A 25,904-nucleotide genomic window follows, 5' to 3' on the forward strand; every position below is an offset into this window, starting at 1 on the left:
GCGCGGCATGGCCGCGCCCTCCTTGCTACTGGCCTTCGGCCATTCAGCGCATTTAGAACTGGCTGCCGAAGGTGAACTGGATGCGCTCCTCGTAGTGGCTGTCGTCCTGCTGGGTGCGGATCGGGAACGCGAAGTTGATGATCAGCGGGCCGATCGGCGCCTGCCAGTGCAGCGACAGGCCGGTGGATACGCGCAGCGTCTTGGCCGAGAAGCTCTGGTAGTTCTCGTACACGTTGCCGACGTCCACGAACCACGACACGCGGGCGGTGTTGATGTCCTTCAGGAACGGCAGCGGCAGGTACATCTCGGCCGTGCCCAGCACCTTGAACGCACCGCCCAGCGGCTGCGCGTAGGAGTACACGCTGCCGTTGCAGTAGCCGTTGCGGGCAGGCGTGATGGGGACCGTCTTGCCCGTAGTGGGATCGGTGGTGGTACCCACGCAGACGCGGGGACCGAGGGTGTTGTCCTCGAAGCCGCGCACGTCGCGCACGCCGCCGGAATAGTAGTTCTCCCAGAACGGGAACGGGATCTTCTGGCCGGCCTGGTAGAGGCCGTCGGCGCTGCTGTAGTCGAAGGTCTGGCCATAGGTGTCGCCGTAGCCGACCTGGCCGTCCAGGTACAGCACGAAGCCCTTGCCGATCGGCCAGTAGTGGTTGGCCTCACCGAAGATCTTGTAGTACTGCACGGTGGAGCCGGGCAGGGCCACGTCGGTCGACAGCGAGATCAGGCCGCCGCGGGTGGGCGCCCAGTAGCCGTTGCGCGTGTCGTGGGTCCAGCCCAGGGTGGCGTCCCAGGTGTGGATGGTCTGGTGGCCCAGCGCGTTCTGGTAGTCGATCAGTACCTGAGGCGAGTAATTGGCCGTCTCGGTGACGATGTTGCCGTTCTCGTCGGTGGTCAGGTACTGGTAGCTGAGGTTGATCTTGTTGCTGTTCAGGCCCAGGCCGGCGCGGATGGTGTCCGTCTCGGAGATCGGGAAGCTCAGGTAGCTGGAGAACGACTTCTCCGAGCTCTCGTAGTTCACGAAGTCGCTGTTGGTGTCGCCGTAGTTGGACTTGGTGAAGCCGACGCTGTAGCCGATGCCCACGCCGCTGTCGGTGAGGTAGGGATTGAAGTAGCTGGCGTTGATCGCCGTGGAGTAGTCGCTGCGCGACGCGCCCACGGTGAAGCTGTCGCCGGTGCCCATGAAGTTGTTCTGCGACACCGACGCGGACAGGATGATGCCCGAGTACTGCGAGTAACCCACGCCGAACATCAGGCTGCCGGCAGACTGTTCCTCCACCTTCACGGTCAGGTCGACCTGGTCCTCGGTGCCGGGCACCAGGGCCTTGTCGATGTTGACGGTCTTGAAGTAGCCCAGGCGCTGCAGGCGGATCTTGGAGCGGTCGATCGCCGGCTGCGAGTACCAGCTGCCTTCCAGCTGGCGCATTTCGCGGCGCATCACGTCGTCTTCCGTGCGGGTGTTGCCCTGGAAGATCACGCGGCGCACGTACACGCGCTTGCCCGGCTCGATGTAGAGGGTGAGGTCGACGGTGCGCTTGTCCTTGTCCAGCTTCGGTACCGGGGTCACCTTGGCGAAGGCGTAGCCAATGCTGGCCAGGATGGTCTTGATCGCGTTGGAGCTGGCCTCGATCGCCTTGCGGTTGAAGGTGTCGCCCTTGTGCACGTACACCAGTTGCTTGAGCGATTCCTCGGGCAGGATCAGCTCGCCGAGCAGGTGCACGTCGGAAATGGTGTAGATATCGCCTTCCTTGACGCTGGCGGCGATGTACATCGAGCGCTTGTCCGGCGCGATGGTGACCTGGGTGGAGTCCATGCCGAAGTCGGCGTAGCCGCGGTCCATGTAGTAGGACTGCAGCTTCTCAAGGTCGCCGGAGAGCTTCTCGCGCGAGTACTGGTCGTCCTTGGAATACCAGGACAGCCAGTTGCTGGTATCAGACTCGAAGCCCTTGCGGATCGCCTTGTCGGTGAACGCCTTGTTGCCGACGATGTTGATTTCCTTGATCTTGGCGACCTTGCCCTCGCGGATCTCGATGTCGATGGCGACGCGGTTGCGGTCGAGATTGGTCACGTGCGGGTCGACCGACACGTTGTACTTGCCGCGGTTGTAGTACTGGCGCACCAGTTCCTGCTGCACGCGGTCCAGCGACAGGCGGTCGAAGGTCTCGCCCTCGGACAGGCCGATCTCCTTCAGGCCCTTGCGCAGGTCGTCTTCCTTGATGTCCTTGTTGCCGCGAATGTTCAGCTTGGCGATGGAGGGACGCTCCACCACCTTGATGACCATGATGTCGCCTTCGCGGTCGATCTCCACGTCGCTGAAGAACTTGGTCTGGTAAAGGGCGCGGATGGCGCGCTGGGCGCCGTCGTTGGTCAACCGGTCGCCCTTGCCGATCGGCAGGTAGTTGAGCACCGTGCCGGCGGAAATGCGGCTGAGGCCATCAATGCGGATGTCGGAAACGACGAACGGCTCGAATGCGAGGGCATTGGCAGAAAGAGAGGCAAGCAGGATCAGGGCGGCGATACGCTTCATCGTCGATTCCGTTGTTTTTTATTCCGATGGAGCGGCCTGGACCGCCCCGATCAAATACGTGAAGCCAGGACGGGCCCAGCCAAAGGGTGCTTGCATCATCCCCGGATGCGTCGGGTGGCCCACCGCCGTGTTCCCGTGGCGCGCGTGCCGTCGCACGCATCCCGGGCACGCCTCGTCCCCCGGACACTGTGCGACTTCGGTAAAGCCGGCATGCGTCACGAGGGCAGGAAGCGGTGGATGTCGTTGTAGAAGGCCAGTCCCATCAACGTGAACAGCAAGACCAGGCCGACATATTGACCGGCCATCATTGCGCGTTCGCTGACAGGGCTGCCCTTGACCAACTCGATAAGGTAATACAGTAGCCAGCCACCGTCCAAGACGGGGATGGGCATCAGGTTGAGTACGGCGAGGCTGAGCGAGACCAGCGCCAGGAACTCGATGAACCAGGCCGGGCCCATGCTGGCCGAGGCATTGGCCACCTGGGCGATGCCGATCACGCCGGACAGGTTCTTGGTGGAAGCCTGGCCGCTGACCATCTTGCCGATCATGTTGAAGATCGAGGCGGCGCGCTCCCAGGTGGTGTCGAGGGCGACGCCAAAGGCCTTGAGCGGCCCGTAGCGCACCAGCGCCTGCTCGGCCGGCGGCGGGCGCACGCCTACCAGCCACTGGGCGGGGCGGCCTTCCTTCGATTCCCAGCGGGCCTTGATGTGCAGGGTCAGCGGCTGGCCGGCGCGCTCCACCACCACGGTCAGCGCCGGCGACTTGGCTGCCTCGCCGGCCACCAGCGTGGCGAAGGCCTCGAAGTCGGCCACGGCCTGGCCGTTCACGCTGACCAGGCGGTCGCCGCCGCGCATGCCGGCGACCTGGGCCGGGTCGCCCTCGGTGACGGTGGCGGCGACGGCCGGCAGCGGGGCAGGCCGCAGGCCGAGCTTGTCCAGGTACTGGTCGATGCCCTGGCCGGCGGGCAACTGCTGCAGCGGCAGCACCACGCGGCGCTCCCGGCCGTCGGTGCCGCGCACGTCCAGCGGCAATGGCGCGCGGCCCAGCAGGGCGTTGGCCACGGTATCCAGCGAGTCGCTCCAGGTACTGACCGGCTTGCCGTCGATGCGCAGCAGGCGGTCGCCGGGATGGATGCCGGCCTCGGCGGCCATGCTCTGCGGCGCGGCGGTGACCAGTGGCGCGTAGTCCGGCTTGCCCAGCATGAACATCAGCCAGAACGCGGCCACGGTGAAGATCAGGTTGAAGGCGGGCCCGGCCGCCACGATGGCGATGCGCTGCCATACCGGCTTGCCGGTGAATTCCTGGCCGGCCAGGGCGGGATCGACCTCGCCTTCGCGGGCGTCGAGCATCTTCACGTAGCCGCCCAGCGGGATCATGGCGACCTGGTATTCAGTACCGTCCTTGGCCGTGCGCTTCCAGATGGCCTTGCCGAAGCCCACGGAGAAACGCAGCACCTTGACGCCGCAGCGCCGTGCTATCCAGTAGTGGCCGAATTCGTGAAAGGTCACCAGCACGCCGAGCGTGACCAGCAACCAGAACACGGAACCGAGGAGACTATTCATCTGCAAGAGCTTATCAGGCTTGTCAGCACGCGTTGCGAAGGATGCGCCGGGCGGCCTCGCGGGCCAGCCGGTCGCGTTCATTCAGGGTCTGCACATCGACCACGGCTTGCGGTGGCAGTTCCGCAAGCACGCTCTCGACCAGGTCGGCGATGCCGAGGAAGGACAGGCCGCCGGCCAGGAAGGCCTCCACCGCCACTTCGTTGGCGGCGTTGAGGATGGCGGTGGCGTCGCCGCCCGCGCGCAACGCCTGGAACGCCAGGGCCAGGCAGCGGAAGGTGGCCAGGTCCGGGTGCTGGAAGGCGAGCGGGGCGGTGGCGGCCAGGTCCAGCGGCGCCACCCCGGCCTCGATGCGCGCGGGCCACGCCAGCGCGTGCGCGATGGCGGTGCGCATGTCCGGGTTGCCGAGCTGGGCCAGGACGGAGCCGTCGACATACTCGACCAGCGAATGCACCAGGCTCTGCGGATGCACCAGCACGTCGATCCGGTCCGGCGGCGCGCCGAACAGGTGATGCGCCTCGATCACCTCCAGGCCCTTGTTCATCAGCGTGGCCGAGTCCACCGAGATCTTGCGGCCCATCACCCAGTTGGGGTGCTTGCAGGCCTGCTCGGGCGTGACGCCGGCCAGTTCCGCCCGCGTGCGGCCACGGAACGGCCCGCCGGAAGCGGTGAGGATGAGGCGGCGCACGCCGCTGTCGTCCAGCTTCGGCCGGCCGCCGGGCAGGCATTGGAAGATGGCGTTGTGCTCGGAATCGACCGGGATCAGCTCGCCGCCGCCGGCGGCCAGCGCCTCCAGCAGCAGCGCGCCGGCCATCACGATGGATTCCTTGTTGGCTAGCAGCAGGCGCTTGCCGCCGCGCGCGGCGGCCAGGGTGGAGTCGAGGCCCGCGGCGCCCACGATGGCGGCCACCACGGTGTCGCACAACGGGCTGGCGGCAGCCTGGGCGATGGCGTCATGGCCGCTGGCGACGTCGCAGCGCATGCCCGCCGCCGCGAGACGGCGCGACAGTTCGCCTTCCAGCGCCGGATCGGCGATCACCGCGAGGTCCGGCCGGAAACGGACGCACAGTTCGGCCAGCGCAGCCACGTTGCGATGGGCGACCAGCACGCTGGCGCGGAAACGCTCAGGGTGCCGCGCGATCACGTCGAGCGTGCTACCGCCGATCGAGCCGGTGGCGCCGAAGACGGCGACCTTGCGGAACGGGACGTTGCTCATAGGCCCAGCAGCAGCTTGCCGGCGGCGAACACCGGCAGGGCGGCGAACACGCTGTCGAGGCGGTCGAGCAGGCCGCCGTGGCCGGGGAACAGGCTGCCCGAGTCCTTCACCGCGGCGTGGCGCTTCATCAGGCTCTCCAGCAGGTCGCCCACGATCGAGGCCACCACGGTCAGAGCCGACAGCACCAGCAGCCCCGCCAGCTGTCCGCCCGCCACGCCCAGCAGCAGGCCGCCGGCCAAGGCGACCAGCGCCGCCGCGGCGAAGGCGCCATAGACGCCGGCCCAGGTCTTGCCGGGGCTGATGGTGGGCGCCAGCTTGCGGCCGCCGAAGGTGCTGCCGCTGAAATAGGCGCCGATGTCGGCGGCCCATACGAGGAACAGCGCGAGCAGAGTCCACCAGTGGCCGTATTCGCCCGAGCCGTGGATGGCGACGACGGCCACCCAGGCCGGCACGATCACCAGCAGGCCGGCACCCAGCTTGACCATGCGGTTCTCACGGGTCGGCGCGGCGCCGAAGGCGAAATGGCGCAGCCACTGGCCGGCGGCGATCCACCAGGCCACGCCCAGGCCGATCAGCAGCGGCCAGCCGAGGGTGCCGCGCATCAGCCAGCACAGCACGAGCAGGATGGCGGTCAGCGCCAGCAGGGCGGCGCGGGGGGCGGTGGCCTTCAGCCCGGACAGGCGGCTCCATTCCCACATGGCCGCCAGGAAGGCGATGGCGACGATCGGCGCGAACAGCCAGGTCGGTGCCAGCAGGATCAACCCGATCACCAACGGAGCGAGCAGCAGGGCGGTGAGGGTGCGCTGAAGCAGCATGCGGATCCTTGAGTTACGCCTTCTGGGCGACCTGTTCGCCGGTCTTGCCGAAGCGGCGTTCGCGGCGTGCGTAATCCTCGATGGCGCCCTTGAGGCAGGCCTGGTCGAAGTCGGGCCACAGGGTATCGGTAAAATGCAGCTCCGCGTAGGCCAGTTGCCACAACAGGAAGTTGCTGACCCGGCATTCGCCGCCGGTGCGGATGAACAGGTCCAGCGGGGGCAGGTCCGACAGGCACATCCAGTGGCCCAGCAGCGCCTCGTCGATCTCGTCGGAGCGGATCTCGCCGCGGGCCACCGCCTCGGCCGCCTTGCGGGCGGCCTGCACGATGTCCCAGCGGCCACCGTAGCTCACCGCGATGTTCAGGTGCAGCGCATCGTTGCCGGAGGTGCGCGCCATGGCGCCGTTCATGCGCTGGCGCAGGCTGGATTCGAAACTGGCCAGGTCGCCCACGAAGCGGATGCGCACGCCATTGGCATGCAGCTCGTCCACTTCCTTGTCGAGTGCACGGACGAATAGCTCCATCAGCGCGCCCACCTCGTCCTGCGGGCGCTGCCAGTTCTCGCTGGAGAACGCGAACAGGGTGAGCACCTTCACGCCTTCGCGCAGGCAGCCCTCCACCACGTTGCGCACGGCCTTGCGGCCGGCGTTGTGGCCGAAGCTGCGCGGCCGGTGGCGCAGCTTTGCCCAGCGGCCGTTGCCATCCATCACGATGGCGATGTGGCGCGGAATCCGCGCGGTATCGGCGCCGGTCATGGGCGGAAGCTCAGCGACGGCGCCTTAGAGCGCCATCAGCTCCTCTTCCTTGTGCTTGACCACGGCGTCGACGTCCTTGACGAAGCGGTCGGTCAGCTTCTGGATCTCGTCCTCGGCGCGGCGCTCGTCATCCTCGGTGATCAGCTTTTCCTTGAGCAGGTCCTTGACCTGCTGCATGGCGTCGCGGCGCACGTTGCGGATGGCGATCTTGGCTTCCTCGCCTTCGTGCGCCACGTGCTTGGCCAGTTCGCGGCGGCGCTCCTCGGTGAGCGGCGGCATGTTGAGGCGGATGGTGGTGCCGGCGGTGTTCGGGGTGATGCCGACATCGGAGGCCATGATGGCCTTCTCGATCGGGCCGACCAGGGTCTTCTCGAACGGGGTGATGATGATCGAGCGCGAATCGCCCAGCGCGACCGTGGCCACCTGGTTCAGCGGCATGTCCGAGCCGTAGTAGGGCACCTTGATGCCATCGACCAGGGCGGTGCTGGCGCGGCCGGTGCGCAGGCGCGTCAGGCTGTGCTTGAGCGAGTCGATGCTCTTGCCCATGCGGGTCTGGGCATCGTTCTTGATGTCGTTAAGCATGGGAAACACCCCTTAGAGCCGTGCAAGCCGGCAAGTATAGCAGGGGGTTGGGGGAACATTGGGGAGGGCTGAGGGGCTACTCACCTCTAACCCCTAAGCTCCAGCCACGAGCCACCGGCTCGCTTTCAGTCGCCCGACACGATCGTCCCCACCGCCTCGCCGCGCATGATGCGCATCAGGTTGCCGGGCACCGTCATGTCGTAGATGCGCAGCGGCATGCCGTGGTCGCGGCACAGGGCGATGGCGGCGGTGTCCATCACGGCCAGCTTGCGCTCGATCACCTCGTCGTAGGTGAGCGTGTCGTAGCGGGTGGCATCGGCATGGCGGGCCGGGTCGGCGGTGTAGACGCCATCCACCTTGGTGGCCTTCAGCAGCAGGTCGGCGCCCACTTCCACCGCACGCAGCGCGGCGGCCGAGTCGGTGGTGAAGAACGGGTTGCCGGTGCCGGCGGCGAACAGCACGATGCGGCCCTTCTCGATATGGCGGATCGCGCGGCGGCGGATGAAGTCCTCGGCCACGTCGTGGATCTGGATCGCGCTCATCACGCGGGCGTAGCCGCCGCGGCGCTCGATGGCGTCCTGCATGGCCAGCGCGTTCATCACCGTGGCCAGCATGCCCATGTGGTCGCCGGTGACGCGGTCCATGCCGGCGGCGGCGAGGCCGGCGCCGCGGAAGATGTTGCCGCCGCCGATGACGACGCCGATCTGTACGCCGGCCTTCTGTACCTCGATGATCTCGTCGGCCAGGCGGCCGATCACCTTCGGGTCGATGCCGTAGTCGGCCTCGCCCATCAGGGCTTCACCGGAGAGTTTGAGCAGGATGCGGCGGTAGGTAAGCGGTGCGCTCATGGGGTCTCCGGATTGTGTGGTGCAAACCGCCGCATTGTAGCGGATGGTTGGAGTGGTGGGATGGGGGCGCGAAAAGCGTTGCCCGTCGTAATGCCGGTGCGCACCGACAAGAAGCGGCGAACAATGCTTGCCGCTACCCATCCCTTATCCCCCATCCCCAGTTTCCACGAGGCAACAAAAAAAGCCGCGGTTTCCCGCGGCTTTTCCTGGGTATCACATGAAGCGGGAAGCCTTAGCCCTGCATCGCCTTGGCGACTTCGGCCAGGTAGTCTTCCTGCACCTTCTCGATGCCTTCGCCCACGGCCAGGCGGACCACGGCCACGACGTCGGCGCCTTCCTTCTTCAGGACTTCGCCCACGGTGACGTTGGTGTCGATCACGTACGGCTGGCCGACCAGGGTCACTTCCGAGACGATCTTGTTGATCTTGCCGGAGATGATCTTCTCGAGGATCTCGGCCGGCTTGGCCTTGTCCTTCTCGGTCATCTGGCTCAGCGCGATGTCCTTTTCCTTCGCGATGAACTCGGCCGGGACGTGTTCCGGCTTGATGTGCGGCGGGTTCATGGCCGCCACGTGCATGGCGATGCCCTTGGCCAGCTCTTCCGAGCCGCCCTTGAGCGCCACGATCACGCCGATCTTGCCGCCGTGCGAGTAGGTGGCCAGTGGGCCATCGTTCTCGATGCGGGCCACGCGGCGCACTTCGATCTTCTCGCCGATGGTGGCGGTCTGGGCCTTGGCGGCGGACTCGACGTTGTCGGCGCCCGGGAAGGCGGCGGCCTTGGCGGCGTCGATGTCGGCGGCGCCGGAAGCCAGCACGGCCTCGGCGACGTCGTTGGTGAACTGGATGAAGTTCGGCGCCTTGGCGACGAAGTCGGTCTCGCTGTTCACTTCGACTAGCACGGCCTTGCCGTTGGCCTGGGCGGTGGCGATGCGACCTTCGGCGGCCACGCGGTCGGCCTTCTTGTCGGCCTTGGCCAAGCCGGTCTTGCGCAGGTACTCGATGGCGGCGTCGATATCGCCGTTGTTCTCGACCAGCGCCTTCTTGCAATCCATCATGCCGGCGCCGGAGCGCTCGCGCAGTTCGCTAACCAGTTTTGCGGTAATGGCGGTCATCTGGGTTCCTCAAAAGCTTTGATGCGCCCCGGTCCTCGCGGGCCGGGGCAGGGAGGGCTTACTCGCCGTCCGACGACTCGTCGCTGCGGCCGCCGCGGCCACCACGGCCGCCATCGCGACGCGGCGCGCCGGCACCCTTCCGGGCCGGGCCGCGGTTGTTGCGGTCGTCACGGCGCGGCGCGGCCTTGCGCTCTTCCTTGGCGACCGGGTTGCCTTCTTCGTCGAGCTCGACGAATTCGTTGGCGTCGCCCTGGGCGGCGGCCGGCGCGGCGGCCTTGCCTTCCAGGATGGCGTCGGCGGCGGCGCGGGCGTACAGCTGGATGGCGCGGATGGCGTCGTCGTTGCCCGGGATGGCGTAGTCGACCAGTTCCGGGTTGTAGTTGGTGTCGACTACGGCGATGACCGGGATGCCGAGCTTCTTGGCTTCCTGCACGGCGATGTCTTCATGGCCGATGTCGATGATGAAGAGGGCGTCCGGCAGGCGGTTCATGTCCTTGATGCCGCCCAGCGAGTTCTCCAGCTTCTCGCGCTCGCGGCGGCGGGCCAGCACTTCGTGCTTGACCAGCTTGTCGAAGCTGCCGTCGGTCTCGGCCGCTTCCAGCTCCTTCAGGCGGGCCACGGACTGCTTGACGGTGCGGAAGTTGGTCAGCATGCCGCCGAGCCAGCGGGCGGTGACGAACGGCATGCCGGCGCGGGCGGCTTCCTCGGCCAGCGGCTCGCGGGCGGAGCGCTTGGTGCCGACGAACAGCACGGTGCCGCGCTTCTGCGCGATCGCCGACAGGAAGTTCATCGCGTCGGTGAACAGCGGCAGGGTCTTTTCCAGGTTGATGATGTGGATCTTGCCGCGCGCGCCGAAGATGTACGGGGCCATCTTCGGGTTCCAGTAGCGGGTCTGGTGACCGAAATGCACGCCAGCTTCGAGCATCTGGCGCATGGTGACTTGGGCCATGGGTAAAACTCCGAGTTGTTGGGCCGCCCTTTGCGGGGAGTGGCCCGGGGGTTGGGACCTCCACGCATCCCCGGCTTCGACCCCGCCGGCCCTTGGTTGGTGATGGGCTGGGCGGGGCACCCCGAAGGCGGTGCCGATGCGTGTGTGGCGTTTAAGTAGTCCAATCAAGGACTTGTAGGGGTTGTACCGCAACGCGGTTACAATCTTCCCCGCTTTGCGACGACCGGCGGCGTCGATGGAATCCGACACGCCGGCCAGCAAAACTTGGAAATTGTAGCCGGTGCGCCGGCAGCGCGGCAAGTTGCTGTGGATTCAAGGAATTGAGTCCCGGGCGATTGCCGCCATATGAGTACAGCTATGGCAGTCACCCTCAAAACCCCCCAAGACATCCAGGCCATGCGCGAGGCCGGCAAGCTGGCCGCCGAGGTGCTGGCCATGCTCAAGGAGCACGTCAAGCCCGGCGTCACCACCGAGGACCTGGACCGGCTCGCCTACGAGCACATCACCCAGGTGCAGAAGGCCATTCCGGCCAACGTGGGCTACAACGGCTTTCCCAAGACCCTGTGCACCTCGGTCAACCATGTGATCTGCCACGGCATCCCGAGCCCCGGCAAGGTGCTCAAGGACGGCGACATCATCAACCTCGACGTCACCGTCATCAAGGACGGCTGGCATGGCGACACCAGCCGCATGTACTTCGTCGGCACCCCGACAGTGCTGGCCAGGCGTCTGGTGGACACCACCTACGAGGCGATGATGCGCGGCATCCAGGCGGTGCGGCCCGGCGCCACCCTGGGCGACATCGGCGCGGCGATCCAGAAGCACGCGGAGGCCGCCGGCTTCTCGGTGGTGCGCGAGTACTGCGGCCACGGCATCGGCAAGGTCTACCACGACGAGCCGCAGGTGCTGCACTACGGCCGTCCCGGCACCGGCCTGGAGCTGAAGAAGGGCATGACCTTCACGGTCGAGCCGATGATCAACGCCGGCAAGCCGCAGACCAAGCAGTTGCCGGATGGCTGGACGGTGGTCACCAAGGACCATTCGCTGTCGGCGCAGTGGGAGCACACGGTGGCCGTGACCGACGACGGCTTCGAGATCCTCACGCCCTGGCCGGACGCCGCCTGACGTTCTCGCCTCCTGTGGGAGCGCGGGCGTGGCAGACTTGCCGTATCGCCTACACGCCTGCGTCCCCATGTCCGTTGCCCCGATCGTGCTGCCTCCCTTGCCGCGCCTGCCCACGGCGGTGCCGCGCTCGGGCGTGTCCAGCGACGCGCGACGCGCGCTGCGGCAATTGCTGGGCGACGTGGATCGCGCGCTGGCCACCGCCTTCCGCGATGGCGCTGACGCCACCGCGCTGGCGCACCGGCGCAGCGAGTCGGTGCAGCGCATCGTGGCGCACGTGTGGACCGCCTGCCTGGGCGAGGTGAGCGACGCGGCCCTGTTCGCCGTGGGCGGCTTCGGCCGCGGCCTGCTGTTTCCCCATTCGGATGTCGATCTGCTGGCGCTGGTCGGCCCGTCCGGGCCGGCGCGCCTGCGCGCGCTCGAACAATGCTTCGCCACGCTGTGGGACATCGGCCTGAAGGTCGGCCATGCGGTACGCGACCTGGCCCAGTGCCGCGCCCTGGCCGCGCAGGACGCCAGCGTGTTCACCAGCCTGCTGGACGCGCGGCGGCTGGCCGGCGACCCGGCGATGGAGGAGGGCCTGCGCGCCATCGTCGAGGATCAGGCGCTATGGCCGCCCGCCGCCTACCTGGCGGTGCGCCTGGCCGAGCGCGACGCGCGGCACGCACGCTTCAACGACACCGCCTACAACCTGGAGCCCAACCTCAAAGATGGCCCGGGCGGCCTGCGCACGCTCGATTCGCTGCGCTGGCTCGGCCGCCGGCTGGCCCATGCGGACGACTTCGAGGACATGGTGGCCGAAGGGCTGCTCGATCCGGCCGAGAAGGACACGCTCGAGCAGGCCGAGGCCACGCTGCGCCGCTACCGCTACGCGCTGCACCTGGAAGCGGGGCGCGCCGAGGAGCGGTTGCTGTTCGACTACCAGCGCGCGCTGGCGTCGCGGCTGGGCTTCCAGGACGAGCACGAGAAGAACCTCGGCGTCGAGCAGTTCATGCAGGGCTACTACCGCGCGGCCAGCCAGGTGGAGCGGCTGGGCGTGCAGATCGTCGAGCGCTTCGAGGAAATGCTGGAACCGCCGGCGGCGGCGCAGCCGGTGGGCGAGGATTTCGTCCGCTACGGCAAGCGTCTCGCCGTCCGCGATCCCGGCTTGTTCATGCGCCGGCCCGCGGCGCTGGTGGAGGCCTTCATCGTGCGCCTGGGCGCGCCGGGCATCACCGGCTTCACCGCCGACACCATGCGGCGCATTCACCAGGCCACCGCCGCGCTGGGCCCCACGCTGGCCGACGATGCCGAGGTGCTGGCGGCCTTCCTGCGCCTGCTGCGACTGGGCGCGCCAGCGGTGGAGGCGCTGTGGCGGATGAATCGCCATGGCCTGCTCGCCGCCATCCTGCCGGCCTTCGGCAAGGTGTTCGGGCGCATGCAGTACGACCTGTTCCACGTCTACACGGTGGACGAGCATACGCTGCGGGTGCTGCGCAACGTGGCCCGCTTCGCCGATCCGGCGGCGGCTGCCGAGTTTCCCATCGCCTGCGAGGTCTGGCCCACGCTGCCCAGGCCAGAGCTGTTGCTGCTGGCTGCGTTGTTCCACGACATCGCCAAGGGGCGTGGCGGCGACCACTCGGTGCTGGGCGAGGAGGAAGCTCGGGCGTTCGGCCATCGCCTCGGCCTGCCGGAGGAGGACACCTCGCTGGTGGCCTGGCTGGTGCGCTGGCACCTGCTGATGAGCACCACCGCCCAGCGCCAGGACATCACCGATCCCGAGGTGGTGCAGCGCTTCGCCGAGGCGGTGGGCAACGTGGAGCGCCTGGACTACCTGTACCTGTTGACCATCGCCGACATCATCGGCACCAGCCCAAAGCTGTGGAACGGCTGGAAGGACCGCCTACTGGCGGACCTCTATGCGGCCACCCGCTATGCCTTGCGCAGCGATGAGGAACTGCCGCCCGACGCCGCCGCGCGCGTCGCCAACTGCCGCGCGCAGGCGCTGGCGCTGCTGCGCGCGGAGGGTGTCGGCCGCGACGCGTGCACTTATGTGTGGCGCAATTTCCCCGAGCAGAGCTTCCTGCGCCATCGCCCCGAGCAGATCGCCTGGCAGACCGTCGCCATCCTGGAGGCGCATGGCAGCACGCCGCTGGTGGCAGTGCATCCGCAGTCCGTGCGCGGCACCACCGAGCTGTTCGTCTATACGCCGGACCGCGACGGCCTGTTCGCGGCGGTGGCGGTCATGCTCGACCGCCTGCACTTCTCGGTGATGGAGGCGCGCATCCTGAGTTCCTCCAACGGCATGGCGCTGGATACCTTCCTGCTGCTGGAGTCGGACACCCAGCAGCCTGCCTCGCCCGAGCGCGCGGAGGAGCTGAAGCAGCGCCTGCATCGTGCGCTGTCGCAGCCCGGCCACGCGCACCAGCCGTCGCGGCGCAGCATGTCGCGCCATTTGAAGCACTTCCAGGCGGCGCCCAAGATCGCCTTCGGCACGGTGAACGGGCGCACGCGACTGGCCCTGGTGTGCAGCGACCGCCCTGGCCTGCTGGCCGCGGTGGCGCAGGCGATGCTGGAAGCGGGCGTGCGCGTGCACGACGCGCGCATCGCCACCTTCGGCGAGCGCGTGGAGGACTTCTTCCTCATCACCGACCGCCACGACGCGCCGCTGGGCATCGAGCTGCAGGACCGCCTGCTGCACGCCTTGCTGGGACGGCTGGGATCGACCAAGGCGGCCTAGCGGGCCGGCATTTGGACGGCCATTGCCGCCGATGGTGCGGAAACGCCGCGCCGGGCGGTTCTCCGCGATGCGGGGCTGGGTTAGCATGCGAAGGCCTGGACCCAAGGACTTCACCGCTCGCATGCAAACCCTCGAAACCCTCATCGACGACGCCTTCGAGCGTCGCAACGAACTGACCCAGGCCGAGATCGAGACGCACCTGCGTCCCGCCGTGGAAACGGTCCTCGGCCTGCTGGAGTCCGGCGAGCGCCGCGTGGCCGAGCCCGACGGCAAGGGCGGCTGGACGGTGAACCAGTGGATCAAGAAGGCGGTGCTGCTGTATTTCCGCATCAGCGGCAACCGCGTGGTGGACGGCGGTTCCGCGCTGGCCTTCGACAAGGTGCCGCTGCGCTTCGCCCACGGCAACGATGCCGAGCTGCGGGAACTGGGCGCGCGCGTGGTGCCGGGCGCGCTGGTGCGCCGTGGCGCGCACATCGCCAAGGACGCGGTGCTGATGCCCAGCTACGTCAACATCGGCGCCCACGTGGGCGCGGGCAGCATGATCGATACCTGGGCCACGGTGGGGTCGTGCGCGCAGATCGGCGCGGGCGTGCATCTCTCCGGCGGCGTGGGCATCGGCGGCGTACTGGAGCCGCTGCAGGCCAACCCGACCATCATCGAGGACCACTGCTTCATCGGCGCACGCTCGGAAGTGGTCGAGGGCGTGATCGTGGAGAAGGGCAGCGTGATCGGCATGGGCGTGTTCCTGGGCCAGTCCACCCGCATCTACAACCGCGCCACCGGCGAGGTCAGCTACGGCCGCGTGCCAGCGGGCAGCGTGGTGGTGGCCGGCAGCCTGCCCTCCAAGGACGGCACGCACAGCCTCTACGCGGCCATCATCGTCAAGCAGGTGGACGAGAAGACGCGCAGCAAGACCGGCATCAACGAGCTGCTGCGCAGCGCGGAATGATGGTGGGGGGCGGGTAGCGGGGGCGCAAGGTTTCGCCCCAACGCAAGCCTGCGGTTTTCGCGCCCCCACGACCCATCTCCCACTACCGCTTTTCCATAAAGGCCTCGCCCATGACTCAAAGCCTCACCCTCTACGGCCTCACCACCTGCGATACCTGCCGCAAGGCGCGCAACTGGCTGGACCGCTTCGAGGTGCCGTATACCTTCGTGGACTACCGCGCCAACCCGGTGCCGGCGGCGACGCTCAAGGCGTGGGCGCAGCAACTGGGCGGTTGGGAGAAGCTGGTCAACAAGGCGTCCACCACCTGGCGCAACCTGCTGCCGCAGCGCAAGAACCCGGGCAGCGACCCGGAGTGGACCCTGCTGCTCAAGGAATATCCCGCGCTGGTGCGCCGCCCGGTGGTGCAGCAGGCGGATGGCTCGGTCAGCGTGGGCTTCAGCGACAACGGCTTCAAGAAGCTGTTCGGTCGTTGAAGCGCATCCGTGCTGGTGTTGCCGGCCGCGCTGCTTTACCTGGGCCAGCGCGAGGACGAACTGGACGGGTGAGCCACCTGGAGACGCCATGAAGAACCACCGGCAGCGGCACTACCGCAACAACCTGCGCATCGAGCGCGACAACGCCGCGCTCTACGACAGCCTTGCCGGTCTCGCATCCGATCATCGGCTTGGCCTGGCCTACCGCCGTATCGCGGATGGCGAGCGTGCCAACGCGGCGTTCTGGGAAGGGCAGCTCGAACGCATGGGCGTGGCGGTGCCGCCGCCGCGCATCGGCGTGCGCGTGAAGGTGCTCACCTGGTTCGCCCGACGTTTCGGCACCGAGTTCGTGATACCCACGGTGGCGCGGCTGGAACACGCCGACCACCTGCCGACGCCGGTGGATCGCGAGAGGCATCGCGACCACTTCGTCGAATCGCCTGCGCCGGACACGCGCGGCCGCCATCGCACGCGCAGCGGCAACACGCTGCGCGCCGCGGTGCTGGGCGCCAACGACGGTCTGGTCTCCAACGGCAGCCTGGTGATGGGCATGGCCGGCGCCACCACGGGCGACCACGCCATCCTGCTCGCCGGTTTCGCCGGCCTGGTGGCGGGCGCCTGCTCGATGGCGCTGGGCGAGTGGTTGTCGGTCAACAGCTCGCGCGAGTTCTACCAGGCACAGATCGCCGCGCGCGCCGAACGCCTGGCGGTGGCGCCGGAGGACGGGGCGCGCAGCCTCGCCCATATCTATCGCGAAAAGGGCATGGAGCAGGACACCGCCAGGGCGCTGGCCGACCAGATCGCCGAGCGGCCGCGCACCGTGCTCGATACCCTGGTGCGCGAGGACCTGGGCATCGACCCGGACGAACTGGGCGGTTCCGCCTATGACGCGGCGATTTCCTCGTTCTGCCTGTTCGCCCTCGGCGCGCTGTTCCCGGTGGCGCCCTACCTGTTCCTCAAGGCGCATGCCGCCTTCATGGGCAGCATCGCCTCCACCGTGGCGGGGCTGGTGCTGATCGGCATGGGCACCGCCCTGTTCACCGGGCGCAGCATGGCGTTCTCGATCGCACGCCAGTTGGGCATTACGGCGGCGGCAGCGGGCATCACCTATGCCGTGGGGCACGTGCTGGGTACCGCCCTGGCCGGATAAGGCCGCGGCGGATGCGGCCCGCGCCGGGGCAGGGGCCTTGCTATGCTCACTCGCCAAACCCGCCAGCCCGCAGGAATCCATGTCCGACGTACTTGCCCTGACTCGCGAATTGATCCGCCGCCGCTCCGTCACGCCCGAGGACGCCGGCTGCCAGGCCCTGATCGGCGAACGGCTGGCGCAGGCGGGATTCGAGGTGGCGAACCTGCGCTTCGGCGAGGTGGACAACCTGTGGGCCACGCACGGCAGCGGCGGTCCGCTGCTGGTGTTCCTGGGCCATACCGACGTGGTGCCGCCGGGGCCGGTGGAAAGTTGGCAAAGCGATCCGTTCGATCCGGTGGCGCGCGATGGCCATCTATACGGCCGTGGCGCCGCGGACATGAAGGGTTCGGTGGCGGCGATGGCGGTGGCGCTGGAGGATTTCGTCGCGGCGCATCCGCATCACCGGGGGCGCGTGGGCCTGCTGCTGACCAGCGACGAGGAAGGCCCGGACAACCTCAACGGCGTGCGCCGCGTGGCCGAGCATTTCCGCGCCACCGGCGAGCGCATCGACTGGTGCGTGGTGGGCGAGCCGTCCTCGAAGGAACGCCTGGGCGACCTGATTCGGGTGGGACGGCGCGGCTCGCTCTCGGGCAAGCTCGTCGTGCGCGGCGTGCAGGGCCATGTGGCGTATCCGGAAAAGGCGAAGAACCCCATCCATGCCTTCGCGCCCGCGCTGGCCGAACTGGCGGCAGAACGCTGGGACGAAGGCAATGCGGACTTTCCGCCCACCTCGTTCCAGGTCTCCAACCTCAATGCGGGCACCGGCGCCAACAACGTGATTCCCGGCACGCTGACTGCCCTGGTCAACTTCCGCTACAGCACGGCCAGCCGCGCCGAGGACCTGCGCGCGCGCACCGAGGCCATCCTCGACAAGCACGGGCTGGACTGGCGGATCGACTGGTCGCTGTCGGGCGAGCCCTTCCTTACGCCTCCCGGCGGCGCGCTGCGCGACGCCGTCGTGGCCGTCTGCCGCGAGCTGTGCGGCATCGCGCCGGAGGAAAGCACCGGTGGCGGCACTTCCGACGGCCGCTTCATCGCGCCGCTGGGCGCGGACGTGGTCGAACTGGGCCCGGTCAACGCCACCATCCACAAGGTCGACGAATGCGTGGCCGTGGCCGACCTGGAGCGCCTGCCGGCGCTCTACCGGGCGATCTGCGAGCGGATGCTGCTTTCCTGACGACCTCCGCTTGCCTTTCCCTGTAGGAGCGCACCCAGTGCGCGATCAAGGCTACGTCAAGCCAGGTCGCGCACTGGGTGCGCTCCTACAGAGGGTATTGAGTCTTTCAGGGCGCCGCCGGCAACAGCGTCAGCGTATGCTGCGTCGGCCCCGGCAGCAGCGGGGTGGGGCGGCCGTTGACCCAGTCGGCCTCGCCAGCGCCGTGGTAGGGCGAGAGCGGATGGTCGCTCTGGCCGCCGGGCATGTGCAGGATACTCTGCGCCTCGTGGCCGGGCATCACGTCCAGCCGTTCGGAGGCGCCGAAGCCGGGCGAGACGACGCGCGGCATGTTGTGGTCGCCCGCCACCGGCTCGTCGGGCATGTCGAGCCAGCGGCCGATGACGCTGGGCAGCGCGCGCGACAGGGGATGGCGGATGCCGGTGCGGTTGACCTCGCCCCAGTTGCGCGCGGCGAGGCCGCCGGGCTGGTTGCCGAGTTCGTCCACCACCGCGTGCGCGGCGGCGGTGAGCAGGGCGTTCCAGCTGTCGTACTTCGGATCGAGCAGGTGGGGCGGGCGGTCGCGCAGCAGGGTCCACACCGCGGCCTCGGCGTCGATCATGCCGGGCCAGCTGAAATCGTCGTGGCGAGACTTCACCTGGGCCACGAAGGGTTCGAGCACGGCCGCCTTCACCTTGTCGCGGAACAGCCGCACCAGCCGGTAGTCCACGCTCTCCGGCGCGGCGTGGCCGCTCCAGGTGGCGGTGAGCTGGCGCAGCTGCTCCAGCGCGGGATCGGCCGTGCTGGCCAGCGTGTCCTGCAACAGGCGTTGCCAGCGGGTGAGCAGCACCGCGCGGTTATCCAGCTGCACGTCGAGCAGGTTGCCCGGTGTGAAGCTGCTGCGCGCGCGCAGGTCGTCGCGGATCTGCTGCGCGCGGGCGCCCAGGTCGTAGCCGCTGTTGCCCAGCAGGTCGAGCGCCGCGCCGTCGACGGTACGGTTGTTCGCCGTCCACAGGCGGCCGTCGGCGGGGTCCTCGATGCGCGGATAGCGCGAGGCATCGGCGCAGCCCTGCCAGCCGGCGTCCTGCGTCGACCAGTCCGCCGGCCGTTGCGGATCGAAGCCGCTGCGCAGCGGAATGCAGTTGCCGGTGACGGTCCAGCCGATATGGCCGGCGCTGTCGGCGGCCAGCAGGTTCTGCGGCGGCATGCCCATGGTCGGCGCCAGGTCCAGCGCGGCGTGCGCGCTGGCGGCGTGCTCCAGTTGCATCACGCCCAGGTTGTAGCCGCGCGGGTAGTCGCCGATCCAAGCCAGCGCCAGCGGCGTGCCGTCCACGTCCTTGCCCATGACTGGCCCCCAGCGGGTGTCTTCCACGACCAGTGTGTGGCTGGGCGCATCCTTGATGCGGATGACCTCGTCGTGCGTCTCGATGCGCGCCCAGCCTTCGGGCACCTTGTAGCGCGAGGGATCGTTCGGATCGCGTATCACGCGTACCCAGTCCATCCAGTCGCCGTAGCTGTTGGTGAAGCCCCAGGCGACCTGGCCGTTGGAGCCCACCACCAGGGCCGGCGTGCCGGGCAGGCTGACGCCGTTGGCGTCGCGCTGGCCGTTGGGCGCGGTGGGGTCGGGATAGCGCAGCCGCGCGCGGAACCAGATGTTGGGCACGCGCAGGCCCAGGTGCATGTCGTTGGCGAGGATGGCCGCGCCTTCCTCGGTCAGGCTGCCGGCCACGGCGAAATTGTTGCTGCCGGGGCGCGGCTGGTCGAGCGCCGGCAGCAGGGCCGCGGTGAACGCGCTGTTGTCGGCGCGGGTCGCAGGGGCGGCCTTGCGCAGGTCGAGTACCTCGGGGCCCGGAATCACCGGCGGGCGCGACAGATCGCCCTGCAGTGGTGCCTCCCAGTCCGGATCGGGCGAGAGCAGGAAATCGGCCACGGCGGCGGGCAGCGCCGAGCGCAGCTCCGCGATATGCAGCTCGCGCTGGTTGCTGCCGTCGCCGTTGAGGTCCAGGTACATCGAGGCGATCACCAGGAAGCAGTCCTCCGGCTTCCAGGGCTGTGGCCTGGCGTCGAGCAGCAGATATTCCCAGGGCCTGACGCGCAGGCCGGCCAGGCCGGCGTTGACGCCCGCCGTGTACCGGACGAGCGTGCGCTTCTGTTCCGGCGGCAGCGCCGCATAGGCGGCCTGGGCCACGCTGCGCAGGCGGTGGCGGCGATGGTTGATGTCGGTGTCCAGCGCCTTGGCGCCCACCAGCTCGGACAGCTCGCCGGCGGGCAGGCGGCGCATCAGGTCCATCGCGAAGAAGCGCTCCTGGGCGTGCACGTAGCCGAGGGCGTAGCTGACGTCGTCACGGCTCTTGCCTTGCAGCGTGGCGATGCCCAGGGCGTCGCGGTTGATCGCCACGGCGTCGCTGGGGCCGGCGAGGTGGACCTCGCCGTCCAGCCGGGCGAGACTGCCGGCGAGCAGGTACCAGCCGGCGGCGAAGGCGCCGACGATGAGGATGAGCAAGGTGCCGAGGAGGTAGCGGGGCCAGCGGAAGCGTCGGGATGGGGTCATGGCGCGTAGGGCTCGGTCCGTTGGAAAAGTGGAAAGACGAAACCGGCCGCATGCGGGCGCCGGTCAGGGCGTGGGTTGGGCGAACACCGCAAAGATGCCGGCGTAGGGTTTCACCATGAAGGTGGGCGCGCCGGCATAGCCTTCGCCGTCCACGTAGAACTGCGAGATGGTGCCATCCAGGTACAGCGCGTCGCGGCAGCCCAGCTCGTCCTTGAACAGGCGCGCGAAGGTGTGGAAGTTCACTGGCGCCTCGCTCACCGCGAACACCACCTGGTGCGGTGTCTTCGCGCACACGCCGCTGCGCCACTTCAGGCTGTTGGAGTCGTCGATGAACTGGTCGTTGAGCTTGCCGCCGATCACCAGCATGGGACCGGACTGGCTGGCCCACTGCACCGGCTTGCCCTCGGCCTTGAAGGCGGCGCTGGTCAGCACGGCGGCGTGGCCGTCGGGATAGACGGCGAACACGCCGTTGGGCAGCAGCGAGAAATTGCCCGAGGCCGGGTTGCCGTGGGCCAGGTTGAGCGGCACCACGGTCTTGCCATCTTCCACGTACAGACCGAGCGGGGCGTACTGGCGGTCGTAGATGCCCGCGTTAGTGGCGAACAGCAGGCGCCGGCCGTGCGACATGCCCCACTGGCGCAGCGCATTGATGGTGCCGTAGGGTTCGCCGTTCTCGGGGTCCTTCCAGTGCAGGCTGAGCGTCTCGCGCCTGAGGTCGATGCCGACCACGCGGAAGTTCTGTCCCTCGAACACGCGCTCGCCGCTGTCCACGGCGCGTGCCTGTGGCTCGCAGCCGCTCAGGACGCACAGCAGCAGCGGCGCCAGCAGGTGCCAGGGCAGGCGGCGAAGCGGCGAACGTCGGGAAGGTGACGCGTGCATGCCCCAGATGGTCGCCGGGCCGGTGCGATCGGCGCAAGCCCGGGACCGCATGGCTTAGACTTGAGTCTTTCCCCGGTGTCGCAGTCCCATGCCCTATACGCCCATCGTCGCCACCCTCGGTTACGTGCTGTCGCCCGATCGCCGGCAAGTCCTGATGATCCACCGCAACGCGCGCCCGGACGACCTGCACCTGGGCAAGTACAACGGCCTGGGCGGCAAGATGGAGCCGGGCGAGGACATCGCCGCCTGCATGCGCCGCGAGATCGGGGAGGAGGCGGGCATCGTCTGCGAATCCATGTCGCTGCGCGGCACGCTCAACTGGCCCGGCTTCGGCAAGCAGGGCGAGGACTGGCTGGGCTTCATCTTCGTCATCGACCGCTACAGCGGCACGCCGCACGCGGGCAACCACGAGGGCACGCTGGAGTGGGTGGCGCTGGACCGGCTGATGGACCTGCCGATGTGGGAGGGCGACCGCCATTTCCTGCCGCTGGTATTCGACGACGACCCGCGCCCGTTCCACGGCGTGATGCCGTACAAGGACGGGCGCATGCAGTCCTGGACGTACTCGCGGCTGTGAGCGGCGCGAGGCTGATCCGCATCGTCGCCGCGGTGATCCGCGACGAGCGGGGACGGGTGCTGATGGTGCGCAAGCGCGGCACCGAGGTGTTGCAGCAGCCGGGCGGCAAGCGCGATGCGGGCGACCGCGACGACCTGCATACGTTGGCGCGCGAACTGCATGAGGAACTGGGCTGCACGATGCATCGCGAGGGCGCGCGCTGGCTGGGATGCTTCAGCGCGCCGGCGGCGAACGAGCCGGGATATGTGGTGGAGGCGGAAGTCTACGAAGTCCGCGCGGATGGCCCGTTCGTAGCGCAGGCGGAGATCGAGGCGCTGTGCTGGATCGATCCGGCGGCGCCTTGCGATGTGCCCATCGCGAGACTGAGCCGCGAGCAGATCATGCCCCTGCTGTCCTGACGTCCGTCAGCCCGGTGGGCGCGAAGTCCCGGCTGGGCATCTCCATGTCGCCATGGATGGACACTGGGCCGCCAGGCACCTTATGGGTCTCGGCTGAGACCCGACGCTAATCGTCCCTCTCTCCTGTAGGAGCGCACCCTGTGCGCGACCGCCCTTGCTCGTCATCCCGGCGCAGGCCGGGATCCAGGTGTGTCGGTCTTCGGTTGTCGCGCTACCGCCAGGTTGCCGCCTACGCGGCGGGCGTTTCGACGCCCTGCCGGCCGCCGAGTCACTTTTCTCTTGCTGGCCCAAGAGAAAAGTAACCCAAAGAGAATGGCCTTAAAGGCTCGCAGCACTGTGGTGAATACAAGCCCGGTGGACCGAGGCCAGTCCGATCAGTGACGTGCTACCTCGGACGGCGCCGCTACGCCGCAACGCGCCGTGGCGGAGAGGGAGCGCAGCACTTCGATAGATACGAGCCTTGCAGGCCCTGGCGAGCCGAATCAGTTTCCCCTTCCGCTACACACCGCGGCTACACCGCGGGGCGGCGAGGGACTGAGGACTTAAAGCCTTTTCAATATTCGATCGGAATCGGTTTACACCGTCGCCGCCGACTTGTTGCGGCTGCGTCCGGTGATATGGGCCAGGGTGTTGATATTGTCCACCAGCCGGTCGCTGATGCGCGTGAGCAGTTCGGCCACCTGCCGATCCTCCGCCATGCCCAGCAGCGCCGCATAGGTGCGTTGCAGGCCGCGCAGGTCGGGCAGCTGTTCCGGCGGGCGTTGCGCGCGCAGCGCGGCGGCGATCTCGTGCAGCGCGTTGGCGCCATGGTCGATGAAGGCGCACAGTTCCGCTGCCTCGGGCAGGCTGGCGTGGTCGTCGATCAGCGCTTCCAGCGTCATCGCGGTGCGGGCGAGGCGGTTGCCGTTGGCGAACAGCGCGTTGGCCAGTTCCAGCAGCATCGCCGGCGTGGCGGGCTCGGCGCGCATGCGATCCAGCGAGGCCTGCGCGTTGCTGCGCGCGGTGCGCGCGGCGGTGCGCGCCTCGCGGCGGCCGTCGTGCCGCTCGGGCCGGGCGAGCGCGTGCAGGTAGTCGGCATAGGCGTCGAGCATGTCCGACAGGGCCGTGCGAGCCCGCCCGCGCTCCCAGGTGGGCCATAGCACGTAGGCGACCAGTGCCATGCCGCTGCCCAGCGCGGTGTTGATCACGCGGTCCATCACCGCGTCGCTGGAATTGACGCCCTCGAAGGAGAGCAGGATCACCACCGTGCCGGTCAGCGCCGCCACGGCCACGCCGTAGTGCGCGGTGGCGAGGTAGCGGAAGGCCATGCACAGCACCGCCATCAGCGCCAGGTGCGCCCATACCTCGTGCGGCGTGACGTGCAGCAGCGCGGTGGTGAGCACCAGGCCCAGCACGGTGCCGACCACGCGCAGCAGGCCGAAGTTGAAGGTGGCGGCGAAATCGGGCCGCAATACGATGGCCGCCGTCATCGGCAGCCAGTAGCCGTGCGGCAGCGCCAGCTCGCGCGCCACGAACAGCGTGGCGGTGAGGCATACCGCGCTGCGCACGGCATGGCGGAACGCCACCGAATGCGGCGTCAGGTTGGCGCGCAGCGTGGCGCGCGCCGAGCCGCTGCGCAGCGCGGCGGGCAGCGGCGTCTCGGCGGCGGCCGCGCGCAGTTCGCCGCGGCTGCCGGCCCAGTTGGCGTTGCGCACGGCGGCGGCCAACTGGCCGGACAGGGCATGGATATGCGTGGCCAAGCCGTCCGCGTTGCCGCCGTTGCCGAGCAGGGCATTCTCGCTGGCCTGCAGGGTCTGCAGGGCATGCTCGGCCTGGCGGGGCGGGTCGCCCGCCTCCAGCGCGTCGGCGATGGCGGCCAGCACGCGCGAGGCATCGCCGCGGAACATGGCGTGGATGGTGGCGTTGGCGCGCAGTTCCGCCATCGCGGTGAGTTCCAGGCGGATGCGCTCGGCCAGTTCCAGCAGCACGCCGAACGCCTCCATCGCGCGGCCGCGCGCATGGTGGCGGCCGAGCAGGGTGTGCTGGAGGGTGGTCATGGCGTCGGTGAGCGCGGGCACGTCGGCATCGTCATGCGCCTGTTGGCTGGCCAGCGTGGACAGGCCGCGATACACGGCGGCCAGTGCATGGCGCTCGGGCCGATAGCGCTGCAGCGGCCAGGCCGCGACGGAGAACAGGGTGAGCAGCAGGCCGCCCGCGAAGATCAGGCTGGCCGCGCCGATCGCCTCATGCAGCGGGCGCGGCGTCGCCGCGGTGACCACCAGCAGGATCATGCTGGTCATGCCCACGCGCGTCATGTCGGTGCCGAACACTACCAGCAGGCCGCCGCAGAAGCCGAACACCGCCGTGGCGACCAGCATCGGCACCAGCTGGTCGCCGATCACGAACCCGATCAGCGAGGCGAGCCCGGCCGCCAGCGAGGCCAGCAACAGGCGCGCCATGCGCTGGCGGTAGGGACCTGGCTGGTCGGAGAACATGGTGTCCAGCGCGCCGGCGCCAATGCCCAGTCCGATGCCGGGATGGCCGCTGGCGATGCCGATGGCCAGCGGCAGCACCACCGCGGCGGTGTTGCGGATCACCACGCGCGGCGGCACGTCCGGCCGCTTGGCCGTCAGCAGGCTGTCGACGACGGTGGCGCGCAGCGAATAACCGCTCGATGGCATGACGCTTCGTTCGCTCCTAAACGACGCGGCGATTTTGCCTCAACGCGCCTGAAGCGCGCGCGACGGGCGGCGATGTCGCTCAGCCGCCCAGCTGCCGCGACAGCGCATAGAGGATGCGCCGGTCCTGGTCATCCAGCGTATCGCCGTCCATGCCGCGGAAATGGTGGTGGAACGCACGCACCGTGGCGGCGCGGTCGTCCAGCGGGTAACCGACCAAGCCCAGCGCCATCCATGGGTCGAAGCCCTCGGGCGGATCGACCAGCGGCCCTTGCGGCCACAGCCCGAAGCCGGCCTGGGCCAGTTGCCGCCAGGGAAAGCGGGGGCCCGGATCGTCCTTGCGGGCCGGCGCGAGGTCCTCGTGGCCGATGACCTGCGTACGCGGGATGCGCAGCCGGTCGGTGAGGTCGGCCAGCAGCCGCAGCAGGCTGTCGATCTGCACCTGGGTGAAGGACGAGTCGCCGTCGTTGTCCAGCTCGATGCCGATGGAGGCCGCATTGACGTCGGTGATGGTGCCCCAGCGCCCGGCGCCGGCATGCCACGCGCGCTCGCTGTCGGCCACCAGCTGGTAGATGCGGCCGTCGTCGCCAACCAGGTAGTGCGCGCTCACCGGCCCGCCGCTGTTGGCGGTGCGCAGGGTATGCAGGGCCTGCGCCGCCGAGTGCTCGTCGGTGTAGTGCAGCACGATCAGCACCGGGCGGCGCGCGTCATGGTTGGGCGAGGGCACCCATTGGGCGATCGGGTTGCGCACCGGCGCGGGCGCGCAGGCGCCCAGCAGGGCCAGCAACAGGCAGGACAGCAGCGCACGCCGCGGGGGAAGGGAAGGCATGGCGGCGAAGCTGCCCCAGCGGCGCATCGCGGTCAAGCCGGAAGCGC

At 68.8% G+C, this 25,904-nt stretch carries 21 protein-coding genes; 8 read left to right on the top strand and 13 right to left on the bottom strand.

The window, feature by feature from the left end; genetic code table 11:
• Nucleotides 1–52: 52 nt before the first annotated feature.
• The 9 genes from bamA to rpsB all read right to left on the bottom strand — a co-directional run bounded on the left by bamA (nt 53) and on the right by rpsB (nt 10,361).
• Nucleotides 53–2,527, bottom strand: coding sequence for an outer membrane protein assembly factor BamA (bamA, locus tag MJ605_RS03395; protein ID WP_243039541.1), 2,475 nt, complete (start codon nt 2,525–2,527; stop codon nt 53–55).
• Between the two features lie 215 nt (nt 2,528–2,742).
• Nucleotides 2,743–4,089, bottom strand: a complete 1,347-nt coding sequence (gene rseP, locus MJ605_RS03400) for an RIP metalloprotease RseP (RefSeq protein ID WP_243039542.1) — start codon at nt 4,087–4,089, stop codon at nt 2,743–2,745.
• Nucleotides 4,090–4,111: 22 nt separating this feature from the next.
• The gene (locus MJ605_RS03405; protein ID WP_243039544.1) at nt 4,112–5,302 is read right to left on the bottom strand and encodes a 1-deoxy-D-xylulose-5-phosphate reductoisomerase; all 1,191 of its coding nucleotides are present in this window, start codon (nt 5,300–5,302) and stop codon (nt 4,112–4,114) included.
• Complete coding sequence (locus tag MJ605_RS03410) at nt 5,299–6,117, bottom strand: phosphatidate cytidylyltransferase (protein WP_243039551.1); 819 nt, start codon at nt 6,115–6,117, stop codon at nt 5,299–5,301. The genes MJ605_RS03405 and MJ605_RS03410 overlap by 4 nt, the downstream gene beginning before the upstream one ends.
• A gap of 13 nt (nt 6,118–6,130) precedes the next feature.
• The gene (gene uppS / locus MJ605_RS03415; RefSeq protein WP_243039554.1) at nt 6,131–6,871 is read right to left on the bottom strand and encodes a polyprenyl diphosphate synthase; all 741 of its coding nucleotides are present in this window, start codon (nt 6,869–6,871) and stop codon (nt 6,131–6,133) included.
• Nucleotides 6,872–6,895: 24 nt separating this feature from the next.
• The gene (frr, locus tag MJ605_RS03420) at nt 6,896–7,453 is read right to left on the bottom strand and encodes a ribosome recycling factor (RefSeq protein ID WP_243039556.1); all 558 of its coding nucleotides are present in this window, start codon (nt 7,451–7,453) and stop codon (nt 6,896–6,898) included.
• 125 nt (nt 7,454–7,578) lie between these two features.
• Nucleotides 7,579–8,301 carry a UMP kinase gene (gene pyrH / locus MJ605_RS03425; protein ID WP_243039558.1) on the bottom strand — a complete coding sequence of 241 codons (723 nt, stop codon included), beginning with the start codon at nt 8,299–8,301 and terminating at the stop codon, nt 7,579–7,581.
• Between the two features lie 232 nt (nt 8,302–8,533).
• Nucleotides 8,534–9,412 (bottom strand): translation elongation factor Ts, encoded by an 879-nt coding sequence (tsf, locus tag MJ605_RS03430; protein WP_243039560.1) that lies wholly within the window; start codon nt 9,410–9,412, stop codon nt 8,534–8,536.
• Nucleotides 9,413–9,470: 58 nt separating this feature from the next.
• Nucleotides 9,471–10,361: a 30S ribosomal protein S2 gene (rpsB, locus tag MJ605_RS03435; protein ID WP_243039562.1), complete on the bottom strand. Its 891-nt coding sequence runs from the start codon at nt 10,359–10,361 to the stop codon at nt 9,471–9,473.
• Between the two features lie 357 nt (nt 10,362–10,718).
• Between rpsB and map the strand changes: the two genes are divergently transcribed.
• The 6 genes from map (at nt 10,719) to dapE (ending at nt 17,990) form a co-directional block, all read left to right on the top strand.
• Nucleotides 10,719–11,486 (top strand): type I methionyl aminopeptidase, encoded by a 768-nt coding sequence (map, locus tag MJ605_RS03440; protein WP_243039563.1) that lies wholly within the window; start codon nt 10,719–10,721, stop codon nt 11,484–11,486.
• A 67-nt stretch (nt 11,487–11,553) separates the two neighbouring features.
• A complete protein-coding gene (glnD, locus tag MJ605_RS03445; protein ID WP_243039566.1) occupies nt 11,554–14,202 on the top strand; it encodes a [protein-PII] uridylyltransferase in 2,649 nt (882 codons plus the stop codon).
• A 121-nt stretch (nt 14,203–14,323) separates the two neighbouring features.
• Nucleotides 14,324–15,151 (top strand): 2,3,4,5-tetrahydropyridine-2,6-dicarboxylate N-succinyltransferase, encoded by an 828-nt coding sequence (gene dapD, locus MJ605_RS03450; protein WP_243039570.1) that lies wholly within the window; start codon nt 14,324–14,326, stop codon nt 15,149–15,151.
• 110 nt (nt 15,152–15,261) lie between these two features.
• The gene (locus MJ605_RS03455; RefSeq protein WP_243039572.1) at nt 15,262–15,624 is read left to right on the top strand and encodes a Spx/MgsR family RNA polymerase-binding regulatory protein; all 363 of its coding nucleotides are present in this window, start codon (nt 15,262–15,264) and stop codon (nt 15,622–15,624) included.
• Nucleotides 15,625–15,712: 88 nt separating this feature from the next.
• Entirely contained in the window at nt 15,713–16,774 is a 1,062-nt protein-coding gene (locus tag MJ605_RS03460; RefSeq protein WP_243039574.1) for a VIT1/CCC1 transporter family protein, read from the top strand.
• Between the two features lie 79 nt (nt 16,775–16,853).
• Nucleotides 16,854–17,990, top strand: coding sequence for a succinyl-diaminopimelate desuccinylase (dapE, locus tag MJ605_RS03465; protein ID WP_243039576.1), 1,137 nt, complete (start codon nt 16,854–16,856; stop codon nt 17,988–17,990).
• A gap of 106 nt (nt 17,991–18,096) precedes the next feature.
• Here the strand turns inward: dapE and MJ605_RS03470 are convergent, their stop codons facing one another.
• Both MJ605_RS03470 and MJ605_RS03475 read right to left on the bottom strand, forming a co-directional pair.
• On the bottom strand, nt 18,097–20,517 hold the full coding sequence (locus MJ605_RS03470) for a penicillin acylase family protein (RefSeq protein WP_243039579.1): 2,421 nt from the start codon (nt 20,515–20,517) through the stop codon (nt 18,097–18,099).
• Nucleotides 20,518–20,580: 63 nt separating this feature from the next.
• Entirely contained in the window at nt 20,581–21,396 is an 816-nt protein-coding gene (locus MJ605_RS03475; protein ID WP_243039582.1) for a phosphodiester glycosidase family protein, read from the bottom strand.
• An 88-nt stretch (nt 21,397–21,484) separates the two neighbouring features.
• Between MJ605_RS03475 and MJ605_RS03480 the strand changes: the two genes are divergently transcribed.
• On the top strand, nt 21,485–21,973 hold the full coding sequence (locus tag MJ605_RS03480) for an NUDIX hydrolase (RefSeq protein ID WP_243039584.1): 489 nt from the start codon (nt 21,485–21,487) through the stop codon (nt 21,971–21,973).
• Nucleotides 21,970–22,371 (top strand): NUDIX hydrolase, encoded by a 402-nt coding sequence (locus tag MJ605_RS03485; RefSeq protein ID WP_243039592.1) that lies wholly within the window; start codon nt 21,970–21,972, stop codon nt 22,369–22,371. Before MJ605_RS03480 ends, MJ605_RS03485 begins: the two co-directional genes overlap by 4 nt.
• Before the next feature lie 575 nt (nt 22,372–22,946).
• On the opposite strand, the gene MJ605_RS03490 is transcribed toward MJ605_RS03485, so the two are convergent.
• Both MJ605_RS03490 and MJ605_RS03495 read right to left on the bottom strand, forming a co-directional pair.
• Nucleotides 22,947–25,031: an FUSC family protein gene (locus MJ605_RS03490; RefSeq protein WP_243039594.1), complete on the bottom strand. Its 2,085-nt coding sequence runs from the start codon at nt 25,029–25,031 to the stop codon at nt 22,947–22,949.
• Nucleotides 25,032–25,110: 79 nt separating this feature from the next.
• On the bottom strand, nt 25,111–25,857 hold the full coding sequence (locus tag MJ605_RS03495) for an N-acetylmuramoyl-L-alanine amidase (protein ID WP_243039596.1): 747 nt from the start codon (nt 25,855–25,857) through the stop codon (nt 25,111–25,113).
• Nucleotides 25,858–25,904 lie beyond the last annotated feature (47 nt).

Source organism: Dyella sedimenti (genome assembly GCF_022760995.1).
In the GTDB taxonomy this organism is placed as follows: domain Bacteria; phylum Pseudomonadota; class Gammaproteobacteria; order Xanthomonadales; family Rhodanobacteraceae; genus Dyella; species Dyella sedimenti.